The 20,091-nt window shown below is 53.2% G+C and carries 13 protein-coding genes, 2 tRNA genes, 3 rRNA genes and 1 other annotated feature; of the genes, 11 read left to right on the top strand and 7 right to left on the bottom strand.

Translation table 11 applies throughout. The annotated features are described in order from the left end of the window. Positions 1–51: 51 nt before the first annotated feature. Complete coding sequence (locus tag AAGR22_RS17010) at positions 52–744, bottom strand: CTP synthase (protein ID WP_345828667.1); 693 nt, start codon at positions 742–744, stop codon at positions 52–54. Positions 745–933: 189 nt separating this feature from the next. On the opposite strand from AAGR22_RS17010, the gene AAGR22_RS17005 reads away from it, so the two are divergent. Then, the gene (locus tag AAGR22_RS17005) at positions 934–1,686 is read left to right on the top strand and encodes a GNAT family protein (protein ID WP_067707868.1); all 753 of its coding nucleotides are present in this window, start codon (positions 934–936) and stop codon (positions 1,684–1,686) included. Here AAGR22_RS17005 and AAGR22_RS17000 read toward each other — a convergent pair. After that, positions 1,636–2,148 carry a GNAT family N-acetyltransferase gene (locus AAGR22_RS17000; RefSeq protein ID WP_345828664.1) on the bottom strand — a complete coding sequence of 171 codons (513 nt, stop codon included), beginning with the start codon at positions 2,146–2,148 and terminating at the stop codon, positions 1,636–1,638. The genes AAGR22_RS17005 and AAGR22_RS17000 overlap by 51 nt on opposite strands. Before the next feature lie 444 nt (positions 2,149–2,592). On the opposite strand from AAGR22_RS17000, the gene AAGR22_RS16995 reads away from it, so the two are divergent. Then, the gene (locus tag AAGR22_RS16995) at positions 2,593–3,672 is read left to right on the top strand and encodes a 3-deoxy-7-phosphoheptulonate synthase (RefSeq protein WP_345828662.1); all 1,080 of its coding nucleotides are present in this window, start codon (positions 2,593–2,595) and stop codon (positions 3,670–3,672) included. A gap of 2 nt (positions 3,673–3,674) precedes the next feature. Further along, positions 3,675–4,793: a bifunctional chorismate mutase/prephenate dehydrogenase gene (gene tyrA / locus AAGR22_RS16990; RefSeq protein ID WP_067707877.1), complete on the top strand. Its 1,119-nt coding sequence runs from the start codon at positions 3,675–3,677 to the stop codon at positions 4,791–4,793. A gap of 114 nt (positions 4,794–4,907) precedes the next feature. Here tyrA and pheA read toward each other — a convergent pair whose 3' ends face one another. The 3 genes from pheA to bamD form a co-directional block, all read right to left on the bottom strand. After that, positions 4,908–6,068: a bifunctional chorismate mutase/prephenate dehydratase gene (gene pheA / locus AAGR22_RS16985; RefSeq protein WP_067707880.1), complete on the bottom strand. Its 1,161-nt coding sequence runs from the start codon at positions 6,066–6,068 to the stop codon at positions 4,908–4,910. A gap of 23 nt (positions 6,069–6,091) precedes the next feature. Then, positions 6,092–6,216: a sequence feature (Phe leader region), on the bottom strand. An 89-nt stretch (positions 6,217–6,305) separates the two neighbouring features. Further along, the gene (gene raiA, locus AAGR22_RS16980; RefSeq protein WP_067707884.1) at positions 6,306–6,644 is read right to left on the bottom strand and encodes a ribosome-associated translation inhibitor RaiA; all 339 of its coding nucleotides are present in this window, start codon (positions 6,642–6,644) and stop codon (positions 6,306–6,308) included. Positions 6,645–6,912: 268 nt separating this feature from the next. After that, positions 6,913–7,644 carry an outer membrane protein assembly factor BamD gene (bamD, locus tag AAGR22_RS16975; RefSeq protein WP_067707887.1) on the bottom strand — a complete coding sequence of 244 codons (732 nt, stop codon included), beginning with the start codon at positions 7,642–7,644 and terminating at the stop codon, positions 6,913–6,915. A gap of 130 nt (positions 7,645–7,774) precedes the next feature. On the opposite strand from bamD, the gene rluD reads away from it, so the two are divergent. The 8 genes from rluD to rrf all read left to right on the top strand — a co-directional run bounded on the left by rluD (position 7,775) and on the right by rrf (position 18,257). Beyond that, positions 7,775–8,752 (top strand): 23S rRNA pseudouridine(1911/1915/1917) synthase RluD, encoded by a 978-nt coding sequence (rluD, locus tag AAGR22_RS16970; RefSeq protein ID WP_345828657.1) that lies wholly within the window; start codon positions 7,775–7,777, stop codon positions 8,750–8,752. Beyond that, positions 8,752–9,480, top strand: a complete 729-nt coding sequence (yfiH, locus tag AAGR22_RS16965; protein WP_345828656.1) for a purine nucleoside phosphorylase YfiH — start codon at positions 8,752–8,754, stop codon at positions 9,478–9,480. The genes rluD and yfiH overlap by 1 nt, the downstream gene beginning before the upstream one ends. 127 nt (positions 9,481–9,607) lie before the next feature. Then, positions 9,608–12,181, top strand: a complete 2,574-nt coding sequence (clpB, locus tag AAGR22_RS16960; RefSeq protein WP_345828654.1) for an ATP-dependent chaperone ClpB — start codon at positions 9,608–9,610, stop codon at positions 12,179–12,181. Positions 12,182–12,678: 497 nt separating this feature from the next. Continuing rightward, a 16S ribosomal RNA gene (locus AAGR22_RS16955) occupies positions 12,679–14,220 on the top strand. Between the two features lie 74 nt (positions 14,221–14,294). Then, positions 14,295–14,371, top strand: a tRNA-Ile gene (locus tag AAGR22_RS16950). A 155-nt stretch (positions 14,372–14,526) separates the two neighbouring features. Next, positions 14,527–14,602: transfer RNA gene (locus AAGR22_RS16945), tRNA-Ala, on the top strand. A 334-nt stretch (positions 14,603–14,936) separates the two neighbouring features. Then, positions 14,937–17,841, top strand: a 23S ribosomal RNA gene (locus AAGR22_RS16940). A gap of 300 nt (positions 17,842–18,141) precedes the next feature. Beyond that, positions 18,142–18,257 (top strand): 5S ribosomal RNA (gene rrf / locus AAGR22_RS16935). Together the 16S, 23S and 5S rRNA genes with 2 tRNA genes alongside form the textbook arrangement of a ribosomal RNA operon. Positions 18,258–18,338: 81 nt before the next feature. Here rrf and AAGR22_RS16930 read toward each other — a convergent pair. Both AAGR22_RS16930 and pssA read right to left on the bottom strand, forming a co-directional pair. After that, positions 18,339–18,659 carry a YfiM family lipoprotein gene (locus tag AAGR22_RS16930; RefSeq protein ID WP_345828652.1) on the bottom strand — a complete coding sequence of 107 codons (321 nt, stop codon included), beginning with the start codon at positions 18,657–18,659 and terminating at the stop codon, positions 18,339–18,341. 68 nt (positions 18,660–18,727) lie between these two features. Further along, positions 18,728–20,083 (bottom strand): CDP-diacylglycerol--serine O-phosphatidyltransferase, encoded by a 1,356-nt coding sequence (gene pssA, locus AAGR22_RS16925; RefSeq protein WP_067709660.1) that lies wholly within the window; start codon positions 20,081–20,083, stop codon positions 18,728–18,730. Between the last annotated feature and the right edge of the window lie 8 nt (positions 20,084–20,091).

The following is a 20,091-nucleotide window of genomic DNA, read 5'->3' as shown; positions in this document are numbered from 1 at the left end:
ATTCCTTCCTTAATAAGCACGCTATATATTTTTATAATGGCGCACGGCTTTTTAGCGTGCTGCGGCTCTTAGCAGCGAGACGACCAGTGGAGAAAGTGCATTTCGCAGGGCGGCCCGTTCAGACTGGAAAAGCGTTGCCACGAAAAAACGGTGTGTCGGCAGCTCTATACCGCGCACGCCACCTTCACGATCCCATGCCGTAACACGCAGCGGATAGCTCTCCAGTTCGGCAATAAAGCCCGGATCCACTCCGAAACGACAGTGGTAGCCTTCGTGTGTTTTAAGCTTTCCATACGCCTGAGCAATCACCGACCCCTCTTCAATAATGATGTCATCTGTCTCTTCTATTAGCGCGCAGCTCAGCGGTACGATAACCATTCGCCCTTCAGTATCCGTCTCCTTATGAGCAGCATCCTGCCAGCCAATCACATTGCGGGCATACTCGATAAGGGCATACTGGAATCCGCCGCATGAACCCAGAAACGGGACGTCGTTTACCCGCGCCCAGGTGATGGCCATCATCGCGCCCTGATCGTTTTGATATGGGCTACCGGGTACCACCCAAATCGCATCATAAGGCTCCAATACTGACGTATCCGTTATTGATGCAGTGGGAAGCCATTCGGCAGAAATATTGAGGTTAAGGTGATCGGCGGCAAGCTGAATGGCGGGGGGGATGGCCTGATGAGCAACGGCGGTGGAGCGAAAATCTCCAACAAGCGCGATACGAAAAGAAAGCGTCATGATCATTTCCTTTGTCGGAAAGATAGGATATTACCTGATATTTAACATAGCGACAACATTGTTACGGGAGGAGCCACCAGTCATTTCACCGTTTAGCGATCTGATTCATAACTCTGGCATAACCTGCAGTTTATCGCTGGGAAAAACGCGCTGCGCTTCGTATTCTGACTTATCGATTATTGAAGGAAGATGACCGTGTCCCAGAGATTCAACGAATTCGATCAGCCGATTGGCCCGGCATTACCCGACTGGCTGCCCGCCAGAATGCCTGAGCGTCAGACGCTCAAGGGGAGCTATTGCCGCCTGGAGCCGCTGGACGTCGCCAAACACAGTGGCGATCTCTATGCCGCCTATGCATTTGCCGCCGACGGGCGCGACTGGACTTACCTTACCGATGAGCGCCCTTCAACGCCGGAGGCATTTCGTCACTGGCTGGCACAGCGTGCAGCAGAAAAAAATGTGATCACCTTTACTATTCTTTGTGCCAAACGTAACAGGGCGATGGGCCTGGCCTCGTATATGCGCATTGATCGGGATAACGGATCGATAGAGCTGGGCGGCCTGACCTGGTCACCGCTGATGAAACGGACCATCATTGGCACAGAAGCACTTTATCTGATGCTGAAATACACCTTTGAGCTAGGTTATCGCCGCTGCGAATGGAAATGTGATGCATTGAATGCCCCCTCGCGGGCGTCGGCTGAACGGCTTGGGTTTCAGTATGAGGGTACCTTCCGGCAGATGATGACCCGCAAAGGGCGTTCAAGAGATACGCAGTGGTTCTCCATCCTTGATAGCGAGTGGCCGGCGATAAATCATGCCATAACCCGCTGGCTGGACAGGGAAAACTTTGATGCTCAGGGGCAGCAGATCCAGCGTTTGCAGACTCTTTCAGGGGCGGCGAAACTGGTAGACGGCGGTGTTGACCGGTCCGCTGTCTAATACGATCAGCCCATAGGCGATCCCCATGAACCTGGCCCCGCAGCGCGTGGCGACCCGTCTGCTGGCGACGTTATCCTCCACGGCAAGAATTTCCACTATCTCCCTTTCCGGACGCTGCCAGGCCAGTTCAACCAGATAGCGAACGGCCTGGCTGGCAATGCCCTGGCGCTGGTCGCTGCTGCGTACCCAGTAGCCTATTGAGCAGTGATGAGTTTGCTCAGAGGAATAGCGCAGTCCGGCACCGCCCAGTAACCGGCCCTCCTGGCTGAATATACCCAGCTCATCAGCCCTGCTGTTTTCGCGCATAAGCTGCGTCACCGCAAACCAGCGGCGCGCCTCTTCTGATTTAAATTCCGGGTGCGCCCACAGCAGCCAGGGCAGCAGCGTGTTCAGCGAGTCATTGACGGCTTCGGCAAAGGCGGGCGCATCTTCATCGCACCAGGGTCTGAGTAGAATATCCATGGCGTTCCTGTCGGTTTCAGGTGGTGTGAGCGTTAACCCTACAAATGGTTTACCGCATTATTCTAAACCTGTCGTGTTCTGAAAATCTAAAAGTGGCTTACGCAAACTCCTTTTGTTCTCCTCGCAGTGCAACCTTACATTTCCCTCAGTGCAACGCCAATCCCTTCACTGGCACGGTCCAGAGTCATTTGATTAAGTCCGGCGGTAGTTTCTGTCATAAGAATATATGTAAAGTAAACATTACACCATGGTGGTGCTGGTTGAGCGTTATAATTTATTTAATATGCTGTTTTTATTGATATTTAATCAGTGCTTGTGCCGATTTCATGTACATGGTAAGAAAAATGTACAGACAGAGGTTGAGGTTTGTACACTATCTGATACATTGATAGTCATCACGCCGGGGGTCCCTCTGAGCAAAACGATTACGACAGGAATATGAGCATGCAAAAAGACGCGCTGAATAACGTACATATTGCTAATGAACAGGTTTTAATCACGCCTGAAGAGCTGAAAAAACAGTTTCCGCTTAGTGCGACTCAGGCAGAGAAAATTGCTTCATCACGCAAGGTCATTTCTGACATCATTAGCGGTAAGGATCCCCGTCTGCTGGTGGTGTGTGGGCCCTGTTCAATCCACGATACTGAAGCTGCGCTCGACTATGCCCGCCACCTTAAAGCGCTTTCCGACAGGCTTCAGGATCAGCTGTTTATCGTTATGCGCGTTTACTTTGAAAAACCCCGTACGACCGTTGGCTGGAAGGGGCTAATTAACGATCCTTTTATGGATAACTCTTTTGATATGCAGGCCGGTCTGCACATTGCGCGTCGCCTGCTGTTGGACCTGGTTGAAATGGGGCTGCCGCTGGCAACGGAAGCGCTGGATCCCAACAGCCCACAGTACCTTGGTGACCTTTTTAGCTGGTCGGCTATCGGTGCCCGCACGACAGAATCTCAGACGCATCGTGAAATGGCCTCGGGCCTCTCAATGCCGGTGGGATTCAAAAATGGTACGGATGGCAGTCTGGGTACGGCTATCAATGCCATGCGCGCAGCTTCAATGCCGCATCGTTTTGTCGGTATCAATCAGGCAGGGCAGGTCTGCCTGCTGCAAACGCAGGGGAATCCGGATGGACATGTGATCCTGCGTGGCGGGAAAAAACCCAACTACGGCCCGGAGGATGTGGCGCAGTGTGAAAAAGAGATGCGCCAGGCGGGACTCCGTCCCTCCTTGATGATAGATTGCAGCCATGGCAATTCTGATAAAGATTTTCGCCGCCAGTCTGGCGTCGCTGAATCTGCCGTAGCGCAGATCAAAGACGGCAACCGTTCAATTATGGGACTGATGCTGGAAAGCCATCTTAACGAGGGGAGTCAGTCTTCCGAGCAGCCGCGCAGTGAGATGCGCTACGGCGTTTCCGTCACCGATGCCTGCATCAGCTGGGATACGACCGAGCAGCTGCTAAGTGAAATCCATAAGTCTTTGAGTGGCGTACTGGCGGCGCGTCTGTCGCAAGAGGATTAATTATGGTGGCTGAACTGACCGCGCTTCGCGATCAAATTGATGAAGTAGATAAAGCCCTGCTGGATCTGATGGCAAAACGGCTAAGCCTGGTTGCCGAAGTGGGTGAGGTCAAAAGCCGTTATGGCCTGCCGATTTACGTCCCGGAACGCGAAGCGGCGATGCTGGCCTCGCGGCGTAATGAAGCCGCGCTGCTGGGAGTGCCGCCGGATCTGATTGAAGACGTTTTGCGCAGGCTGATGCGCGAGTCCTATTCAAGTGAAAACGATAAAGGCTTTAAAACGCTCTGTCCCACGCTGCGTCCGGTAGTGATTGTCGGTGGTAAGGGCCAGATGGGCCGCATGTTTGAGAAAATGCTTACTCTGTCCGGATATCAGGTAGAAATCCTTGATAAAGAGGACTGGGATCGGGCTGATACTCTGCTCTCCACCGCCGGTATGGTGATAATCAGCGTTCCCATCCATCTGACGGAAGAGGTGATTGCCCGACTGCCCGCGCTACCGGAAGACTGTATTCTTGTCGATCTTGCTTCGATCAAGAACCGCCCGCTTCAGGCGATGCTGGCTGCGCATCCTGGCCCGGTGCTGGGTCTGCATCCGATGTTCGGCCCGGACAGTGGGAGCCTGGCGAAGCAGGTTGTCGTATGGTGTGATGGCCGCCAGCCGGAAGCCTACCAGTGGTTTCTGGAACAAATTCAGGTATGGGGCGCACGGCTGCATCGCATTAGCGCGGTTGAGCATGACCAGAATATGGCGTTTATCCAGGCGCTGCGCCACTTTGCCACTTTTGCCTATGGCCTGCATCTGGCGGAGGAGAATGTACAGCTTGAACAGCTATTAGCGCTATCTTCACCCATCTACCGGCTGGAGCTGGCGATGGTTGGCCGACTGTTTGCTCAGGATCCCCAGCTCTATGCGGATATCATCATGTCGTCAGAGAGCAACCTGGCGCTAATTAAGCGCTACTATCATCGCTTCGGTGAAGCCATTACGCTGCTGGAGAAGGGCGATAAGCAGGCCTTCATTCGCAGCTTTAATCAGGTCAGGCACTGGTTTGGCGACTATTCCGACCACTTTATGCAGGAAAGTCGTACGCTGCTGCGTCAGGCTAATGACCGTAAGTAATGATTAAAGGCCAGCGATGGCCTTTTTTATGTGGTGTGGTCAGCGGTTCGCGACCTGAGCCGGTTAAGTCATTATCTGACTTAACCGGCTGGTAAAGACCCCGACGTAAGGTGATTATTCCGGCATCACCGGGATAATATTTTCGCTGGGATAGCAGCCCAACACCTTCAGCGAACGCGTAATGGGAGCCAGTTCACGCAGCGCCTGCTGTACCTCTTCCGCACGCAGGTTCCCCTGAAAATCGATGTAAAACATCTCTTCCCACGGATTACCATTAATGGGGCGCGATTCCAGCTTGCTCATGACCAGATTATGCTGACGCAGCACCAGCAGGGCTTCTACCAGCGCGCCAGCCTGCTGACCGGTAGCCATAATCAGGGTGGTTTTAGCCGGTACCTGTAGCGTGACCTCAATGGGCTTACGGGCAAGAATAATAAAGCGGGTAATATTCTGCTGTTGGTTCGCCAGGTTACGTTCCAGAACCTGCAATCCATAGAGTTCTCCACCCGCCTCGCTGCCCAGAGCCGCAGCTTTAGGTGAGTTGAGAGAGGCCACTTTCTCCATTGCGGCGGCGGTACTTTCCGTGTACTCAATTTTCCAGTGAGGGTAGCGGTTAATGAACTGGCTACACTGCTGGAAGGGCTGAGGATGACTGTAGACCGTCTCGATTTGCTGTAAATCAGTGCTGCCGGTGACCAGCACACAGTGGTCAATGGGTAACGTCATTTCACCGACGATCGACAAACTGGTTTGCTGCAACAGGTCATAGACGTCATTAATCGAACCTGAACTGGTGTTCTCGATGGGAAGCACGGCATAATCTGCCTGGCCCGTTTCCACCTGACTGAAAATGTCCTGAAATTTCAGGCATCCACTCTCAATGACGTTTTCAAAATGACGGGTGGCGTAATGGCGTGCCGCCAGGTGCGAATAAGAGCCTTTAGGCCCCAGGAACGCGATGCGCGCAGACTGAGCATGAGTCTTATTAAGATGTTGTTGTAACAGCGCCTGCTGCGTCAGGACGGAGTCCTCAATAATAAGCTGAAACAAACGCGTGATGTAATGAGCATCCAGCTTATGGTTTTTACCCAGTGCTATCAGATGCTCAAGCAGGTCGCGTTCGCGATCAATATCCCGGATCGGCCGGTGGGTAGCCATTTTGGCTTTTGCCACGTCAGTTGCCAGCGCCCGGCGACGGGCGAGCAGGGTTAATAATTCTTCGTCCAGCGCGCTGATTTTATCGCGCAGGCCCAGCAGTGGATTCTCAGTGGTCATAGTTCTACCTGTCAGGTGCCCATAAAAAAAAAGCCTCCCACCGGGGAGGCTTGATAGTTCGTCTTCGCATTATTTCCTGAACGACGAATGGCCTCCCTGTCAGTGGAGGCTAAAAAAGAATGCGAAGAAGAACGACTGTTTTATCATCATGGTGTCCGGTTGCGGGATGCCTTTAAAGTAACCGCAGTAATTTCTCTCTGTCAATAAAAAACGCGCCCGCGGGCGCGTCAGAAACCGTTATTCCTCATCAACCTCGACAACGCTAAGATCCTTAACGCTGGCGTTTGCGCGGCGCGCTTCGCCTTTGTGCTGGACCTTATTAAGCTGGCGTTCAAGCTTAGCGATCAGCTCATTGATGGCCGTATACATATCGTCATGCTTAGCGCTGGCGACAAGCGGGCCATTCGGCGTGTTGATCGTAGCATCCGCCACGAACTCTTTCGGCTCTTTCGAGAGCACAATATGCGGGTTTATCAGATGAGTTTGCCACTTTTCAAGTTTGGCAAGACGGTCTTCGACATGCTGGCGGATAGCTGGAGTGATTTCCATGTGCTTGCTGGTAATGTTAAGTACCATAGTGCTTACCTCTCTGTCATTTCCGTCGAATGTAGATCCAGCATACCCTGAAAAATTGATGCATGTGTGATTCGGATCACGTTTTTTTGTCACTTTTTGTCAAGACTTAAAAATTTGCGAGTGGGCCTGAGAATTGGTCATCAGGAGGTTGCGTGAACGGGCATGAGAGGGCAATATCGATAAGTTAACTAAAAGATAAACCTGCAGAAATGACGGTTTTATGAACAGAAGAATGGCAGCCATCGGCTGCCATTTTGCTTTCTGAAGATTAGGCCTGATTAGCGGCGATCAGCTTCGCAACTTTATCTGCTTCTGCGTTCAGCTGCAGATGACGGTAAGCATTTTCCATCAGCGGCAGGGCGGTACGGGTAGCCTGAGTATCCGGATAGTCCTTCATCATTTGCTCAACCCGGTTAACGACAGCGACATAGGCCTCGCGCTTAGTGTAGAATTGGGCAACGGATAACTCATACTTCGCCAGCCGATCCTTCAGGAACACCAGACGCTTTCTTGCGTCAGTGGCATACTGACTGTTCGGATAACCGCGCAGCAGCTGAGAGAAGTCATGGAAAGCATCACGCGCATGCGTCGGATCGCGGTCTGAGCGATCGATGCCGAAAAAGCCCTGCAGCGCACTGTCATCAAGCGCCATATCCGTCAGACCACGCATATAAATCACGTAATCAATATTCGGGTGGGTAGGATTAAGGCGCATAAAGCGGTCAATCGCGGCCTGTGCCAGCGGTAAATCGGCATTTTTATAGTAGGCGTAGATAAGATCCAGCTGAACTTGCTGGGAGTAGGGACCGAACGGGTAGCGGTTATCAAGCGCTTCCAGTTGCGTTATTGCTCCTTTAAAGTTACCGTCCTGCAGTTTTTGCTGGGCTGTGGCATAGATTTCAGAAGGTGGGTTGTCAGGCACCGTGTCCTTCGAGCCGGAACAACCAGCTAATGCCAGGCTCAACGTGGCTGCAGCCACCAGATATTTCATACGCGTCATGACGATTTGATTATCCTCAGAGTGTTATTCAGGAAGCTGTCCATTTAGCCCCCGATAGTGACCAGGTACAATAGCACATTATATTAAACGGCATCGCCGTGAAAACCCAACGTTAACGAAGAAGCTGGTTATGGCACAACAAGTAAAACTCAACGCAACGGTCTCCGAATCGCAACTCGGACAACGCTTAGATCAGGCTTTGGCCGAATTGTTCCCTGATTATTCTCGATCTCGCATAAAAGAGTGGATTCTCGACCGTCGTATTAGTGTCAATGGCGTAATCATCGACAAACCGAAGGAAAAAGTGCTCGGTGGCGAACAAATAACTATCAACGCCGAAATCGAAGAAGAAGCGCGCTGGGAAGCGCAGGCGATACCGCTGAATATCGTTTATGAAGACGATGATATCCTGGTTGTCAACAAACCACGCGATCTGGTGGTGCACCCGGGCGCGGGCAACCCCGATGGCACCGTGCTGAATGCACTCCTGCATCACTTCCCGGCTATTGCCGATGTGCCGCGCGCAGGCATCGTACACCGTCTTGATAAAGACACCACCGGTTTGATGGTGGTCGCGAAGACCGTTCCGGCACAGACTCATCTGGTGGAATCTCTGCAGCTCAGAGAATTTACCCGTGAATATGAAGCGGTAGCGATTGGCAGAATGACCGCGGGGGGAACAGTCAATGAACCCATCAGCCGCCACTCCACCAAGCGTACGCATATGGCCGTTCATCCAATGGGTAAGCCTGCTACCACGCACTACCGCATCATGGAGCATTTCCGTGCCCATACCCGGCTGCGTTTACGGCTGGAAACCGGACGTACCCATCAGATCCGCGTACATATGTCGCATATAAATCATCCGCTGGTTGGCGATCCGCTTTATGGCGGTCGTCCTCGCCCACCGAAAGGGGCATCGGAAGCCTTTATTTCCACCCTGCGTCAGTTCGACAGGCAGGCTCTGCATGCCACTATGCTGCGTCTTTATCATCCGCTTACCGGTATCGAAATGGAGTGGCATGCGCCGTTGCCTCAGGATATGGTCGACCTGATCGATGCGCTGAAAGCGGATACGCAGGCGTTCAAAGAGCAGATGGACTGGTAATGAGCCTGATTTACCCGCAGTGGTCTGCGCCCGCTGGCGTGTCTGCCTGCTCAACCACGCGTACGGGCGGCGTCAGCGCTGCGCCCTGGGACTCCTTCAATCTCGGGGATCACGTTGGGGATGCGTCAGACCGCGTTCAGGCTAACCGTGAGCGACTGGTCATGCAGGCGGCGATGCCCGCCATGCCGGTCTGGCTGGAGCAGGTTCACGGTTCACGGGTGATTGAGCTTACGGGCGAGCAGCCTTCATGTCGTCGTGCCGATGCGGCATGGACCTGCAAACCTGGCGTGGTGTGTGCGGTGATGACGGCAGATTGCCTGCCGGTGCTGTTCACCTCCGTATCGGGAAAGCAAGTCGCGGCGGCCCATGCGGGCTGGCGAGGGCTTTGCGGCGGTATTTTAGAGGCGACCGTTGCGGCTTTTCGCTGTCCACCGGAAGAGGTGATTGCCTGGCTGGGGCCGGCAATAGGTCCAGGCGCATTTGAAGTGGGTCCGGAAGTCAGAACGGCCTTTATTGCTCAGAATATGAGCGATGAAGGCGCTTTCCGCCCGGCGGGTGAAAAATATTATGCTGATATCTGGCAGCTTGCGCGAGGGCATCTGAAGCGCATGGGAGTGCGCCACATCTCGGGTGGCGGCCTTTGCACCCATTCTGCCGGCGAGCAATTTTTCTCTTTCCGGCGCGATGGCGTCACTGGCCGTATGGCAAGTTTGATCTGGCTGATATAACCTAGCGCCATAAGACGGTCCAGATTGATGTATTTTTCACCAAAATATTTGGGTCATTAAACTTGAAAATTTGAGGGATGACCTCATTTTAATCTCCAGTAGCAATTTGACCTGAATAGGGGGAATTATGCGTCTGGATCGTCTTACTAACAAATTCCAACTTGCGCTCTCCGATGCGCAGTCTTTAGCGCTTGGGCGCGACAATCAATTTATCGAACCTCTTCACCTGATCAGTGCCTTACTTAATCAGGAGGGCGGCTCCGTGCGTCCTTTACTCACCACCGCCGGTGTGGATGTTGCTGCACTGCGTAGCGGTGTGGAGCAGGCAATCAGCCGTCTGCCCCAGGTGGAAGGCGCAGGCGGCGACGTGCAGCCTTCTGCGGATCTCATTCGCGTTCTGAACCTCTGCGATAAGCTGGCCCAGAAGCGCGCCGACAACTTTATCTCATCCGAACTTTTCGTTCTGGCCGCGCTGGACTCGCGCGGCTCACTGGCAGATCTCCTTAAATCTGCCGGAGCGACGAGTGAAAAGCTCACCAAAGCCATCGATCAAATGCGTGGGGGAGAAACCGTGAACGACCAGGGAGCTGAAGATCAGCGTCAGGCTTTAAAAAAATACACTATCGATCTGACTGAACGTGCCGAGCAGGGCAAGCTCGATCCGGTTATTGGGCGCGATGAAGAGATCCGCCGGACAATTCAGGTGCTGCAACGTCGAACAAAAAATAACCCGGTACTGATTGGTGAACCCGGCGTCGGTAAGACGGCCATCGTTGAGGGGCTGGCTCAGCGTATTATTAACGGGGAAGTCCCGGAAGGCCTGAAGGGGCGCAGGGTACTGGCTCTGGACATGGGGGCGCTGGTGGCGGGTGCAAAATACCGCGGTGAGTTTGAAGAACGCCTGAAAGGCGTGCTCAGCGATCTGTCAAAGCAGGAGGGGAATGTCATCCTGTTTATTGATGAGCTACACACGATGGTGGGGGCGGGCAAAGCCGACGGTGCCATGGATGCGGGCAATATGCTCAAACCGGCGCTGGCTCGCGGTGAACTTCACTGCGTGGGGGCGACAACCCTTGATGAGTATCGCCAGTATATTGAAAAAGATGCCGCGCTTGAGCGCCGTTTCCAGAAAGTCTTTGTCGCGGAACCCAGCGTTGAGGATACCATTGCTATCCTTCGTGGACTAAAAGAGCGCTACGAACTGCACCATCACGTGCAGATCACCGACCCGGCCATCGTGGCGGCGGCCACGCTGTCACACCGCTATATTGCAGACCGTAAGCTGCCTGATAAGGCTATCGACCTGATTGATGAAGCCGCTTCCAGCATCCGTATGCAGTTTGACTCCAAGCCTGAGTCGCTCGATCGTCTTGAGCGCCGCATCATTCAACTTAAGCTGGAGCAGCAGGCCCTGAAAAAAGAGGCGGACGATGCCAGCATCAAGCGTCTGAGTATGCTTGAAGAGGAGCTGGATCAGAAAGAGCGCGAGTATTCCGAACTAGAAGAAGAGTGGAAAGCCGAGAAAGCCTCTCTTTCTGGTACGCAGACGATTAAAGCCGAGCTGGAGCAGGCGAAACTCTCCATGGAGCAGGCACGCCGTTCCGGCGATCTGGCGCAGATGTCAGAGCTGCAGTATGGCAAGATACCTGATCTGGAAAAACAGCTGGCCAGCGCGACCCAATCCGAAGGTAAAACCATGCGGCTGCTGCGTAACCGCGTAACGGATGTTGAAATTGCCGACGTGCTGGCGCGCTGGACGGGGATCCCGGTCGCGCGAATGATGGAAGGAGAGCGCGACAAATTGCTGCGTATGGAGCAGGACCTTCATCAGCGCGTTATCGGTCAGGATGAGGCCGTCGAAGCCGTATCCAATGCTATTCGCCGCAGCCGCGCAGGCCTGGCCGATCCGAACCGGCCCATTGGTTCCTTCCTGTTCCTGGGGCCAACGGGGGTGGGTAAAACCGAACTGTGTAAAGCGCTGGCAAACTTTATGTTCGACAGCGACGATGCCATGGTCCGCCTTGATATGTCCGAGTTCATGGAGAAACACTCGGTATCCCGACTGGTGGGGGCTCCTCCAGGCTACGTGGGCTATGAGGAGGGGGGCTACCTGACCGAGGCCGTTCGTCGCCGTCCTTATTCCGTGATCCTGCTGGATGAGGTTGAAAAAGCGCATCCGGACGTATTCAACATTCTGCTACAGGTGCTGGATGATGGACGGCTCACCGATGGCCAGGGCAGAACCGTAGACTTCCGCAATACCGTAGTGATCATGACTTCTAACCTGGGTTCCGATCTGATTCAGGAAAGGTTCGGCGCGCTGAGCTATGCGGAAATGAAAGAAGTGGTAATGACGGTCGTTGGCCATCACTTCCGTCCGGAGTTTATCAACCGTATTGATGAGCTGGTGGTGTTCCACCCTCTGGGCGAAACCCACATTGCCTCTATTGCTAAAATACAGCTTCAGCGATTGTATGCGCGCCTGGCCGAACGGGGTTATGAACTTCATATCTCCGATGCGGCTCTGCAACTGCTTGGTGAAAACGGCTATGACCCGGTATATGGTGCAAGGCCGCTGAAACGCGCTATTCAGCAGCAAATCGAAAATCCGCTGGCGCAGAAAATCCTTTCTGGTGCGTTAATCCCCGGTAAGGTGATTGAAATGGATGTTAATGATGGTGAAATTGTCGCCAGCCAGTAATATCCAGCCGGTCTGAATCAGTATTACACTCTATTAAGGGGCCTTCGGGCCCCTTTTTTTGGATGATAACCAGGCAAAAATGGCCCTTTAAGGCCTTATTGGTTTGAAAAATGAGCATGCAGAAAGTTTTTTGCAATTAGGGGTTGTCAGCCGTCAGGAACTCCCTATAATGCGCCTCCATCGACACGGAACAACGGCTTACAGGCCGCCGGGTTGAGAGGGTCAGGAAGCTGAACCGCCGGAGAAAAACTTCCCAAAAAGAAGTTGACTCTGAAGGAGGAAAGCGTAATATACGCCACCTCGCAGCAGGCCGCCAAGGCGCCAGCCGCACCGCTCTTTAACAATTTATCAGACAATCTGTGTGGGCACTCGCAGGATTGATATCAGCGCCGCAAGGCGCAAAAAATATCAAGTCTTAAGAGTGAACACATAATGAAATTCATTATGACGTTTTACACTTGAGCATCGCTTCACTTGTTGAAGCAAATCGAACTTTTAAATTGAAGAGTTTGATCATGGCTCAGATTGAACGCTGGCGGCAGGCCTAACACATGCAAGTCGAACGGTAGCACAGGAGAGCTTGCTCTCTGGGTGACGAGTGGCGGACGGGTGAGTAATGTCTGGGAAACTGCCCGATGGAGGGGGATAACTACTGGAAACGGTAGCTAATACCGCATAACGTCTACGGACCAAAGTGGGGGACCTTCGGGCCTCACACCATCGGATGTGCCCAGATGGGATTAGCTTGTTGGTGAGGTAATGGCTCACCAAGGCGACGATCCCTAGCTGGTCTGAGAGGATGACCAGCCACACTGGAACTGAGACACGGTCCAGACTCCTACGGGAGGCAGCAGTGGGGAATATTGCACAATGGGCGCAAGCCTGATGCAGCCATGCCGCGTGTATGAAGAAGGCCTTCGGGTTGTAAAGTACTTTCAGCGGGGAGGAAGGGAGTGAGGTTAATAACCTCGCTCATTGACGTTACCCGCAGAAGAAGCACCGGCTAACTCCGTGCCAGCAGCCGCGGTAATACGGAGGGTGCAAGCGTTAATCGGAATTACTGGGCGTAAAGCGCACGCAGGCGGTCTGTCAAGTCGGATGTGAAATCCCCGGGCTCAACCCGGGAACTGCATTCGAAACTGGCAGGCTAGAGTCTTGTAGAGGGGGGTAGAATTCCAGGTGTAGCGGTGAAATGCGTAGAGATCTGGAGGAATACCGGTGGCGAAGGCGGCCCCCTGGACAAAGACTGACGCTCAGGTGCGAAAGCGTGGGGAGCAAACAGGATTAGATACCCTGGTAGTCCACGCCGTAAACGATGTCGACTTGGAGGTTGTTCCCTTGAGGAGTGGCTTCCGGAGCTAACGCGTTAAGTCGACCGCCTGGGGAGTACGGCCGCAAGGTTAAAACTCAAATGAATTGACGGGGGCCCGCACAAGCGGTGGAGCATGTGGTTTAATTCGATGCAACGCGAAGAACCTTACCTGCTCTTGACATCCACGGAATTTGGCAGAGATGCCTTAGTGCCTTCGGGAACCGTGAGACAGGTGCTGCATGGCTGTCGTCAGCTCGTGTTGTGAAATGTTGGGTTAAGTCCCGCAACGAGCGCAACCCTTATCCTTTGTTGCCAGCGATTCGGTCGGGAACTCAAAGGAGACTGCCGGTGATAAACCGGAGGAAGGTGGGGATGACGTCAAGTCATCATGGCCCTTACGAGCAGGGCTACACACGTGCTACAATGGCGCATACAAAGAGAAGCGACCTCGCGAGAGCAAGCGGACCTCACAAAGTGCGTCGTAGTCCGGATCGGAGTCTGCAACTCGACTCCGTGAAGTCGGAATCGCTAGTAATCGTGGATCAGAATGCCACGGTGAATACGTTCCCGGGCCTTGTACACACCGCCCGTCACACCATGGGAGTGGGTTGCAAAAGAAGTAGGTAGCTTAACCTTCGGGAGGGCGCTTACCACTTTGTGATTCATGACTGGGGTGAAGTCGTAACAAGGTAACCGTAGGGGAACCTGCGGTTGGATCACCTCCTTACCTGAAGATACTTTCCCGCGTAGTGTCCACAACAGATTGTCTGATGAAAAAGTAACGAGCAGAAAAACCTCTACAGGCTTGTAGCTCAGGTGGTTAGAGCGCACCCCTGATAAGGGTGAGGTCGGTGGTTCAAGTCCACTCAGGCCTACCAAATTTTCACTCATGCTGCGTTATGCGCGCGGTCGTTTACCTCAGGTAAACTTCCCATTCGCATGCCCTGCATGAGCAAAAATTAACATTTGCCGCCTCACAGCGACAGGTGAACTCACGTTGAGTGGTAGTGGAAGGTCTCTGCAGTAACTGTATGGGGCTATAGCTCAGCTGGGAGAGCGCCTGCCTTGCACGCAGGAGGTCAGCGGTTCGATCCCGCTTAGCTCCACCATGCAGTTTTCTGACAATACTTCAGAGCGTACCGGCAACGGTGTGCTGCGAAGTATTATGCTCTTTAATAATCCGGAACAAGCTGAAAATTGAAACGACGTATCGTTTTCATTCTCCGTAATAAGAATGAAATAACACGATACAGTCGAGTCTCTCAAATGCTTACAACTCAGCAGTCTTTACTGACATCAGTAATGAGCGAGCTAAGTGAAGGTAAGGCGTCAGCGCGCAGCAGGCGGAGTGGACGTAATGTCCATGAGCACTGTGAGCACTGCACAACGCCGCCATCACGACGCGCAGCCATTACGGACAGAAAGGACGCTTGTGGGTTGTGAGGTTAAGTGACTAAGCGTACACGGTGGATGCCCTGGCAGTCAGAGGCGATGAAGGGCGTGCTAATCTGCGATAAGCGCCGGTAAGGTGATATGAACCGCAACAACCGGCGATACCCGAATGGGGAAACCCAGTGTGTTTCGACACACTATCGCAACATGAATACATAGTGTTGCGAGGCGAACCGGGGGAACTGAAACATCTAAGTACCCCGAGGAAAAGAAATCAACCGAGATTCCCCCAGTAGCGGCGAGCGAACGGGGAGGAGCCCAGAACCTGAATCAGTTTGTGCATCAGTGGAAGCGTCTGGAAAGTCGCAGGGTACAGGGTGACACTCCCGTACACAAAGATGCACTTGCTGTGAGTTCGAAGAGTAGGGCGGGACACGTGATATCCTGTCTGAATATGGGGGGACCATCCTCCAAGGCTAAATACTCCTGACTGACCGATAGTGAACCAGTACCGTGAGGGAAAGGCGAAAAGAACCCCGGCGAGGGGAGTGAAACAGAACCTGAAACCGTGTACGTACAAGCAGTGGGAGCACCTTCGTGGTGTGACTGCGTACCTTTTGTATAATGGGTCAGCGACTTATATTCTGTAGCAAGGTTAACCGTATAGGGGAGCCGCAGGGAAACCGAGTCTTAACTGGGCGTTAAGTTGCAGGGTATAGACCCGAAACCCGGTGATCTAGCCATGGGCAGGTTGAAGGTTGGGTAACACTAACTGGAGGACCGAACCGACTAATGTTGAAAAATTAGCGGATGACCTGTGGCTGGGGGTGAAAGGCCAATCAAACCGGGAGATAGCTGGTTCTCCCCGAAAGCTATTTAGGTAGCGCCTCGTGAACTCATCTCCGGGGGTAGAGCACTGTTTCGGCTAGGGGGCCATCCCGGCTTACCAACCCGATGCAAACTGCGAATACCGGAGAATGTTATCACGGGAGACACACGGCGGGTGCTAACGTCCGTCGTGAAGAGGGAAACAACCCAGACCGCCAGCTAAGGTCCCAAAGTCATGGTTAAGTGGGAAACGATGTGGGAAGGCACAGACAGCCAGGATGTTGGCTTAGAAGCAGCCATCATTTAAAGAAAGCGTAATAGCTCACTGGTCGAGTCGGCCTGCGCGGAAGATGTAACGGGGCTAAACCATGCACCGAAGCTGCGGCAGCGACACTTACGTGTTGTTGGGTAGGGGAGCGTTCTGTAAGCCGTTGAAGGTGGACTGTGAGGTCTGCTGGAGGTATCAGAAGTGCGAATGCTGACATGAGTAACGATAAAGCGGGTGAAAAGCCCGCTCGCCGGAAGACCAAGGGTTCCTGTCCAACGTTAATCGGGGCAGGGTGAGTCGACCCCTAAGGCGAGGCCGAAAGGCGTAGTCGATGGGAAACAGGTTAATATTCCTGTACTCGGTGTTACTGCGAAGGGGGGACGGAGAAGGCTATGTTAGCCGGGCGACGGTTGTCCCGGTTTAAGCGTGTAGGCTGGTGTTCCAGGTAAATCCGGAATGCCTTAAGGCTGAGGCGTGATGACGAGGCACTACGGTGCTGAAGTAACAAATGCCCTGCTTCCAGGAAAAGCCTCTAAGCATCAGGTAACAACGAATCGTACCCCAAACCGACACAGGTGGTCAGGTAGAGAATACCAAGGCGCTTGAGAGAACTCGGGTGAAGGAACTAGGCAAAATGGTGCCGTAACTTCGGGAGAAGGCACGCTGGTGCGTAGGTGAAGCGACTTGCTCGCGGAGCTGAAGCCAGTCGAAGATACCAGCTGGCTGCAACTGTTTATTAAAAACACAGCACTGTGCAAACACGAAAGTGGACGTATACGGTGTGACGCCTGCCCGGTGCCGGAAGGTTAATTGATGGGGTTATCGCAAGAGAAGCTCCTGATCGAAGCCCCGGTAAACGGCGGCCGTAACTATAACGGTCCTAAGGTAGCGAAATTCCTTGTCGGGTAAGTTCCGACCTGCACGAATGGCGTAATGATGGCCAGGCTGTCTCCACCCGAGACTCAGTGAAATTGAACTCGCTGTGAAGATGCAGTGTACCCGCGGCAAGACGGAAAGACCCCGTGAACCTTTACTACAGCTTGACACTGAACATTGAGCCTTGATGTGTAGGATAGGTGGGAGGCTTTGAAGCGTGGACGCCAGTCTGCGTGGAGCCAACCTTGAAATACCACCCTTTAACGTTTGATGTTCTAACCTGGCGCCGTAATCCGGCGTGGGGACAGTGTCTGGTGGGTAGTTTGACTGGGGCGGTCTCCTCCTAAAGAGTAACGGAGGAGCACGAAGGTCAGCTAATCACGGTCGGACATCGTGAGGTTAGTGCAATGGCATAAGCTGGCTTGACTGCGAGAGTGACGGCTCGAGCAGGTGCGAAAGCAGGTCATAGTGATCCGGTGGTTCTGAATGGAAGGGCCATCGCTCAACGGATAAAAGGTACTCCGGGGATAACAGGCTGATACCGCCCAAGAGTTCATATCGACGGCGGTGTTTGGCACCTCGATGTCGGCTCATCACATCCTGGGGCTGAAGTAGGTCCCAAGGGTACGGCTGTTCGCCGTTTAAAGTGGTACGCGAGCTGGGTTTAGAACGTCGTGAGACAGTTCGGTCCCTATCTGCCGTGGGCGCTGGAAGATTGAGAGGGGTTGCTCCTAGTACGAGAGGACCGGAGTGAACGCACCACTGGTGTTCGGGTTGTCATGCCAATGGCATTGCCCGGTAGCTAAGTGCGGAAAAGATAAGCGCTGAAAGCATCTAAGCGCGAAACTTGCCTCGAGATGAATCTTCCCTGACCCTTTAAGGGTCCTGAAGGGACGTTGAAGACTACGACGTTGATAGGCCGGGTGTGTAAGCGCAGCGATGCGTTGAGCTAACCGGTACTAATGACCCGTGAGGCTTAACCTTACAACACCAGAAGCGTTCTGGTGGGCGTTGAGAGACAGAAAGACAATTTTCAGCTTATCCGGACAAGAATTAAGCTGTTCTGCATATTACGCATGCGGGACAGAGCAGGAGATTTTATCTGCCCTGCGGACGTGAGTCTGCGGAGTGTGATTTAAAAGATTAGCGGGAACGAAAGAGTTTGTGCTGAAGCAGGGCGGCAAACGCAGCGAAGGAAGGAGCATACTGAAGTATGTGACTGAGTTTGCAGGTGAAGCCAGCGCAGCAGCAGCGCAAAATATTCGTTCCGTGCACCAAGATTTGCCTGGCGGCTTTAGCGCGGTGGTCCCACCTGACCCCATGCCGAACTCAGAAGTGAAACGCCGTAGCGCCGATGGTAGTGTGGGGTCTCCCCATGCGAGAGTAGGGAACTGCCAGGCATCAAATAAAGCAATAACCCTGACCTCACGGTCAGGGTTTTTTGCGTTATGGGGAAGGGGAAAAAGCCGCTCTTACGCAGGTTAATGATCAAGGCTCCACAGCGCATACCCTGCCGCCGCACCCGCAACGTCCCAGCTAAAATCTTTCCAGCTCCAGCCCGTTCCTCCTTCGCGGCTATCATAAAGCTCCTTGGCTGCGCCCAGACTCAGGGCAAACATCAGCCCAAAGCTGCCGCTGTGCCTGTCACTCCAGTTCTGATGTTCACCATATGCATTACCGGCTGCCGAGAAAAAAGCAGAAGAGAGAAAGTGCTGCGCCTTATCCTTTCCTGTCCAGTCGTCCTGTGCCAGGTGGGTACAGCCAGTGCAGCTTAGCGTGGCAATAAGCAGAAATTGACGCATGTGCTTTTCCTGTAAAAAGGCCCCGTGCGAAGACAGGGCCTGTAAAAGAAAACGCAAATTCAGACGTTTTAGAGGATCCGGCTGATAAGCCTGTCGATACGAATGCGGCGGAGCCGGCGGATCAGTTTACGCACCTTAAGAGGATAGTCCGCAATGCTTTCGAGATCGCGGAAATGCTTCACTACGGTAGTATGTTCGCGGATCAAACTGAGCTCACGCGCACTTTGATCGGCCAGCTCTTGTAAGGGATCGTGGATAAGCACGGCATTTTCAAGATCGAGGCGCCAGGCCCTTGGGTTGAGGTTATTACCGGTGATGAGCATCCACTCATCATCAACCCACATGCCTTTCAAATGGTAGCTGTTCTCCCCATCTTTCCACAGCCTGACCTGTAGCTGTCCATTCGTGACGTAGTACTGCAGGCGGCTCAGAAAGCGTCGAAGGTTGATCTCATACAAATAGGGAAGAGCGCCGATAATCTTGAAAGGCTGATCCTCTGGAATGTAAAAGTCATTAGCGGTTTTGTCGCCAACGATGATTTCAACCTCTTTTCCCCGACGTAACAGCCAGATGATATTCCGGGCCAGGATCGCCGGCATATTAAAATAGGGCGTACAGAGCGTAAGCTTATGTTCAGCGCAGGGCATCAAATGGAAAATGGTCTTATTCAGCAGGCTGTGCTTGCCCAAACCGACCAGCGGCGTGACCGCCAGTTGTTCATTGGTGGCATCACCTGTGAATTCATAATCGAATCCTCGCAGATCCTGACGGAACTGACGGGTTTCATTTTTGATTTCCGGGCTTTTAGGACGTTCATGATTATCAAGACGATGAACAGCTTCCGCCTGGATCAGGTTTTTATCAATCCAGTGAATTAGGGTATCAGCCAGTACGGGATTTTTGATGACCTGGTAACGGTCATAGCGATATTTATCATGCTGATGAAGATAAACGTCGTTAAGACTGGCACCGGTATAGAGAAGCGTATCATCAATCACCGACCCTTTCAGATGCAGCACGCCCAGCGCTTCGCGCGTATTGACCGGTACACCGTAAACCTCAATGGCGACATCCGCATGCTGCTCGGCCATTTCGCAGTACCAGTCCGCGTTAGTTGCACCACGGGCGGCGCCAATTCTGCCTCGCTGAGCGCGATGCCAGTCAACCAGTATGCGGATTTCAAGCTCCGGGCGCAGCCGCTTCGCCTCATACAGCGCTGAAAGAATGCTGCGGCCGCCGTCATCATTTTCCAGATAGAGCGCCACAATACAGATACGACGCGTGGCCCCGGCTATTCTTTCCAGAAGCGTACGATGAAAATCCGCAGGAGAATACAGCGTGGTGAAATCAGCAACCGACTGAGACAGTTTGGGTAGTTGCGCAAGGTGCTGTTGGTGTTTATTACGTTTAAATTTAGACAACATCACAGTGC

Origin of the sequence: Erwinia sp. HDF1-3R, from assembly GCF_039621855.1 — a bacterium.
Classification (GTDB): Bacteria; Pseudomonadota; Gammaproteobacteria; order Enterobacterales; family Enterobacteriaceae; genus Erwinia.
Note: the sequence above shows the minus strand (reverse complement) of the source record. Positions and strands in the feature narration are given on the sequence as shown.

Bases quoted from the DNA above. Each gene is read 5' to 3' on its own strand.
- AAGR22_RS17010 (WP_345828667.1), bottom strand. From the start codon at position 744: ATGACGCTTTCTTTTCGTATCGCGCTTGTTGGAGATTTTCGCTCCACC.
- AAGR22_RS17005 (WP_067707868.1), top strand. From the start codon at position 934: ATGACCGTGTCCCAGAGATTCAACGAATTCGATCAGCCGATTGGCCCG.
- AAGR22_RS17000 (WP_345828664.1), bottom strand. From the start codon at position 2,148: ATGGATATTCTACTCAGACCCTGGTGCGATGAAGATGCGCCCGCCTTT.
- AAGR22_RS16995 (WP_345828662.1), top strand. From the start codon at position 2,593: ATGCAAAAAGACGCGCTGAATAACGTACATATTGCTAATGAACAGGTT.
- tyrA (WP_067707877.1), top strand. From the start codon at position 3,675: ATGGTGGCTGAACTGACCGCGCTTCGCGATCAAATTGATGAAGTAGAT.
- pheA (WP_067707880.1), bottom strand. From the start codon at position 6,068: ATGACCACTGAGAATCCACTGCTGGGCCTGCGCGATAAAATCAGCGCG.
- raiA (WP_067707884.1), bottom strand. From the start codon at position 6,644: ATGGTACTTAACATTACCAGCAAGCACATGGAAATCACTCCAGCTATC.
- bamD (WP_067707887.1), bottom strand. From the start codon at position 7,644: ATGACGCGTATGAAATATCTGGTGGCTGCAGCCACGTTGAGCCTGGCA.
- rluD (WP_345828657.1), top strand. From the start codon at position 7,775: ATGGCACAACAAGTAAAACTCAACGCAACGGTCTCCGAATCGCAACTC.
- yfiH (WP_345828656.1), top strand. From the start codon at position 8,752: ATGAGCCTGATTTACCCGCAGTGGTCTGCGCCCGCTGGCGTGTCTGCC.
- clpB (WP_345828654.1), top strand. From the start codon at position 9,608: ATGCGTCTGGATCGTCTTACTAACAAATTCCAACTTGCGCTCTCCGAT.
- AAGR22_RS16930 (WP_345828652.1), bottom strand. From the start codon at position 18,659: ATGCGTCAATTTCTGCTTATTGCCACGCTAAGCTGCACTGGCTGTACC.
- pssA (WP_067709660.1), bottom strand. From the start codon at position 20,083: ATGTTGTCTAAATTTAAACGTAATAAACACCAACAGCACCTTGCGCAA.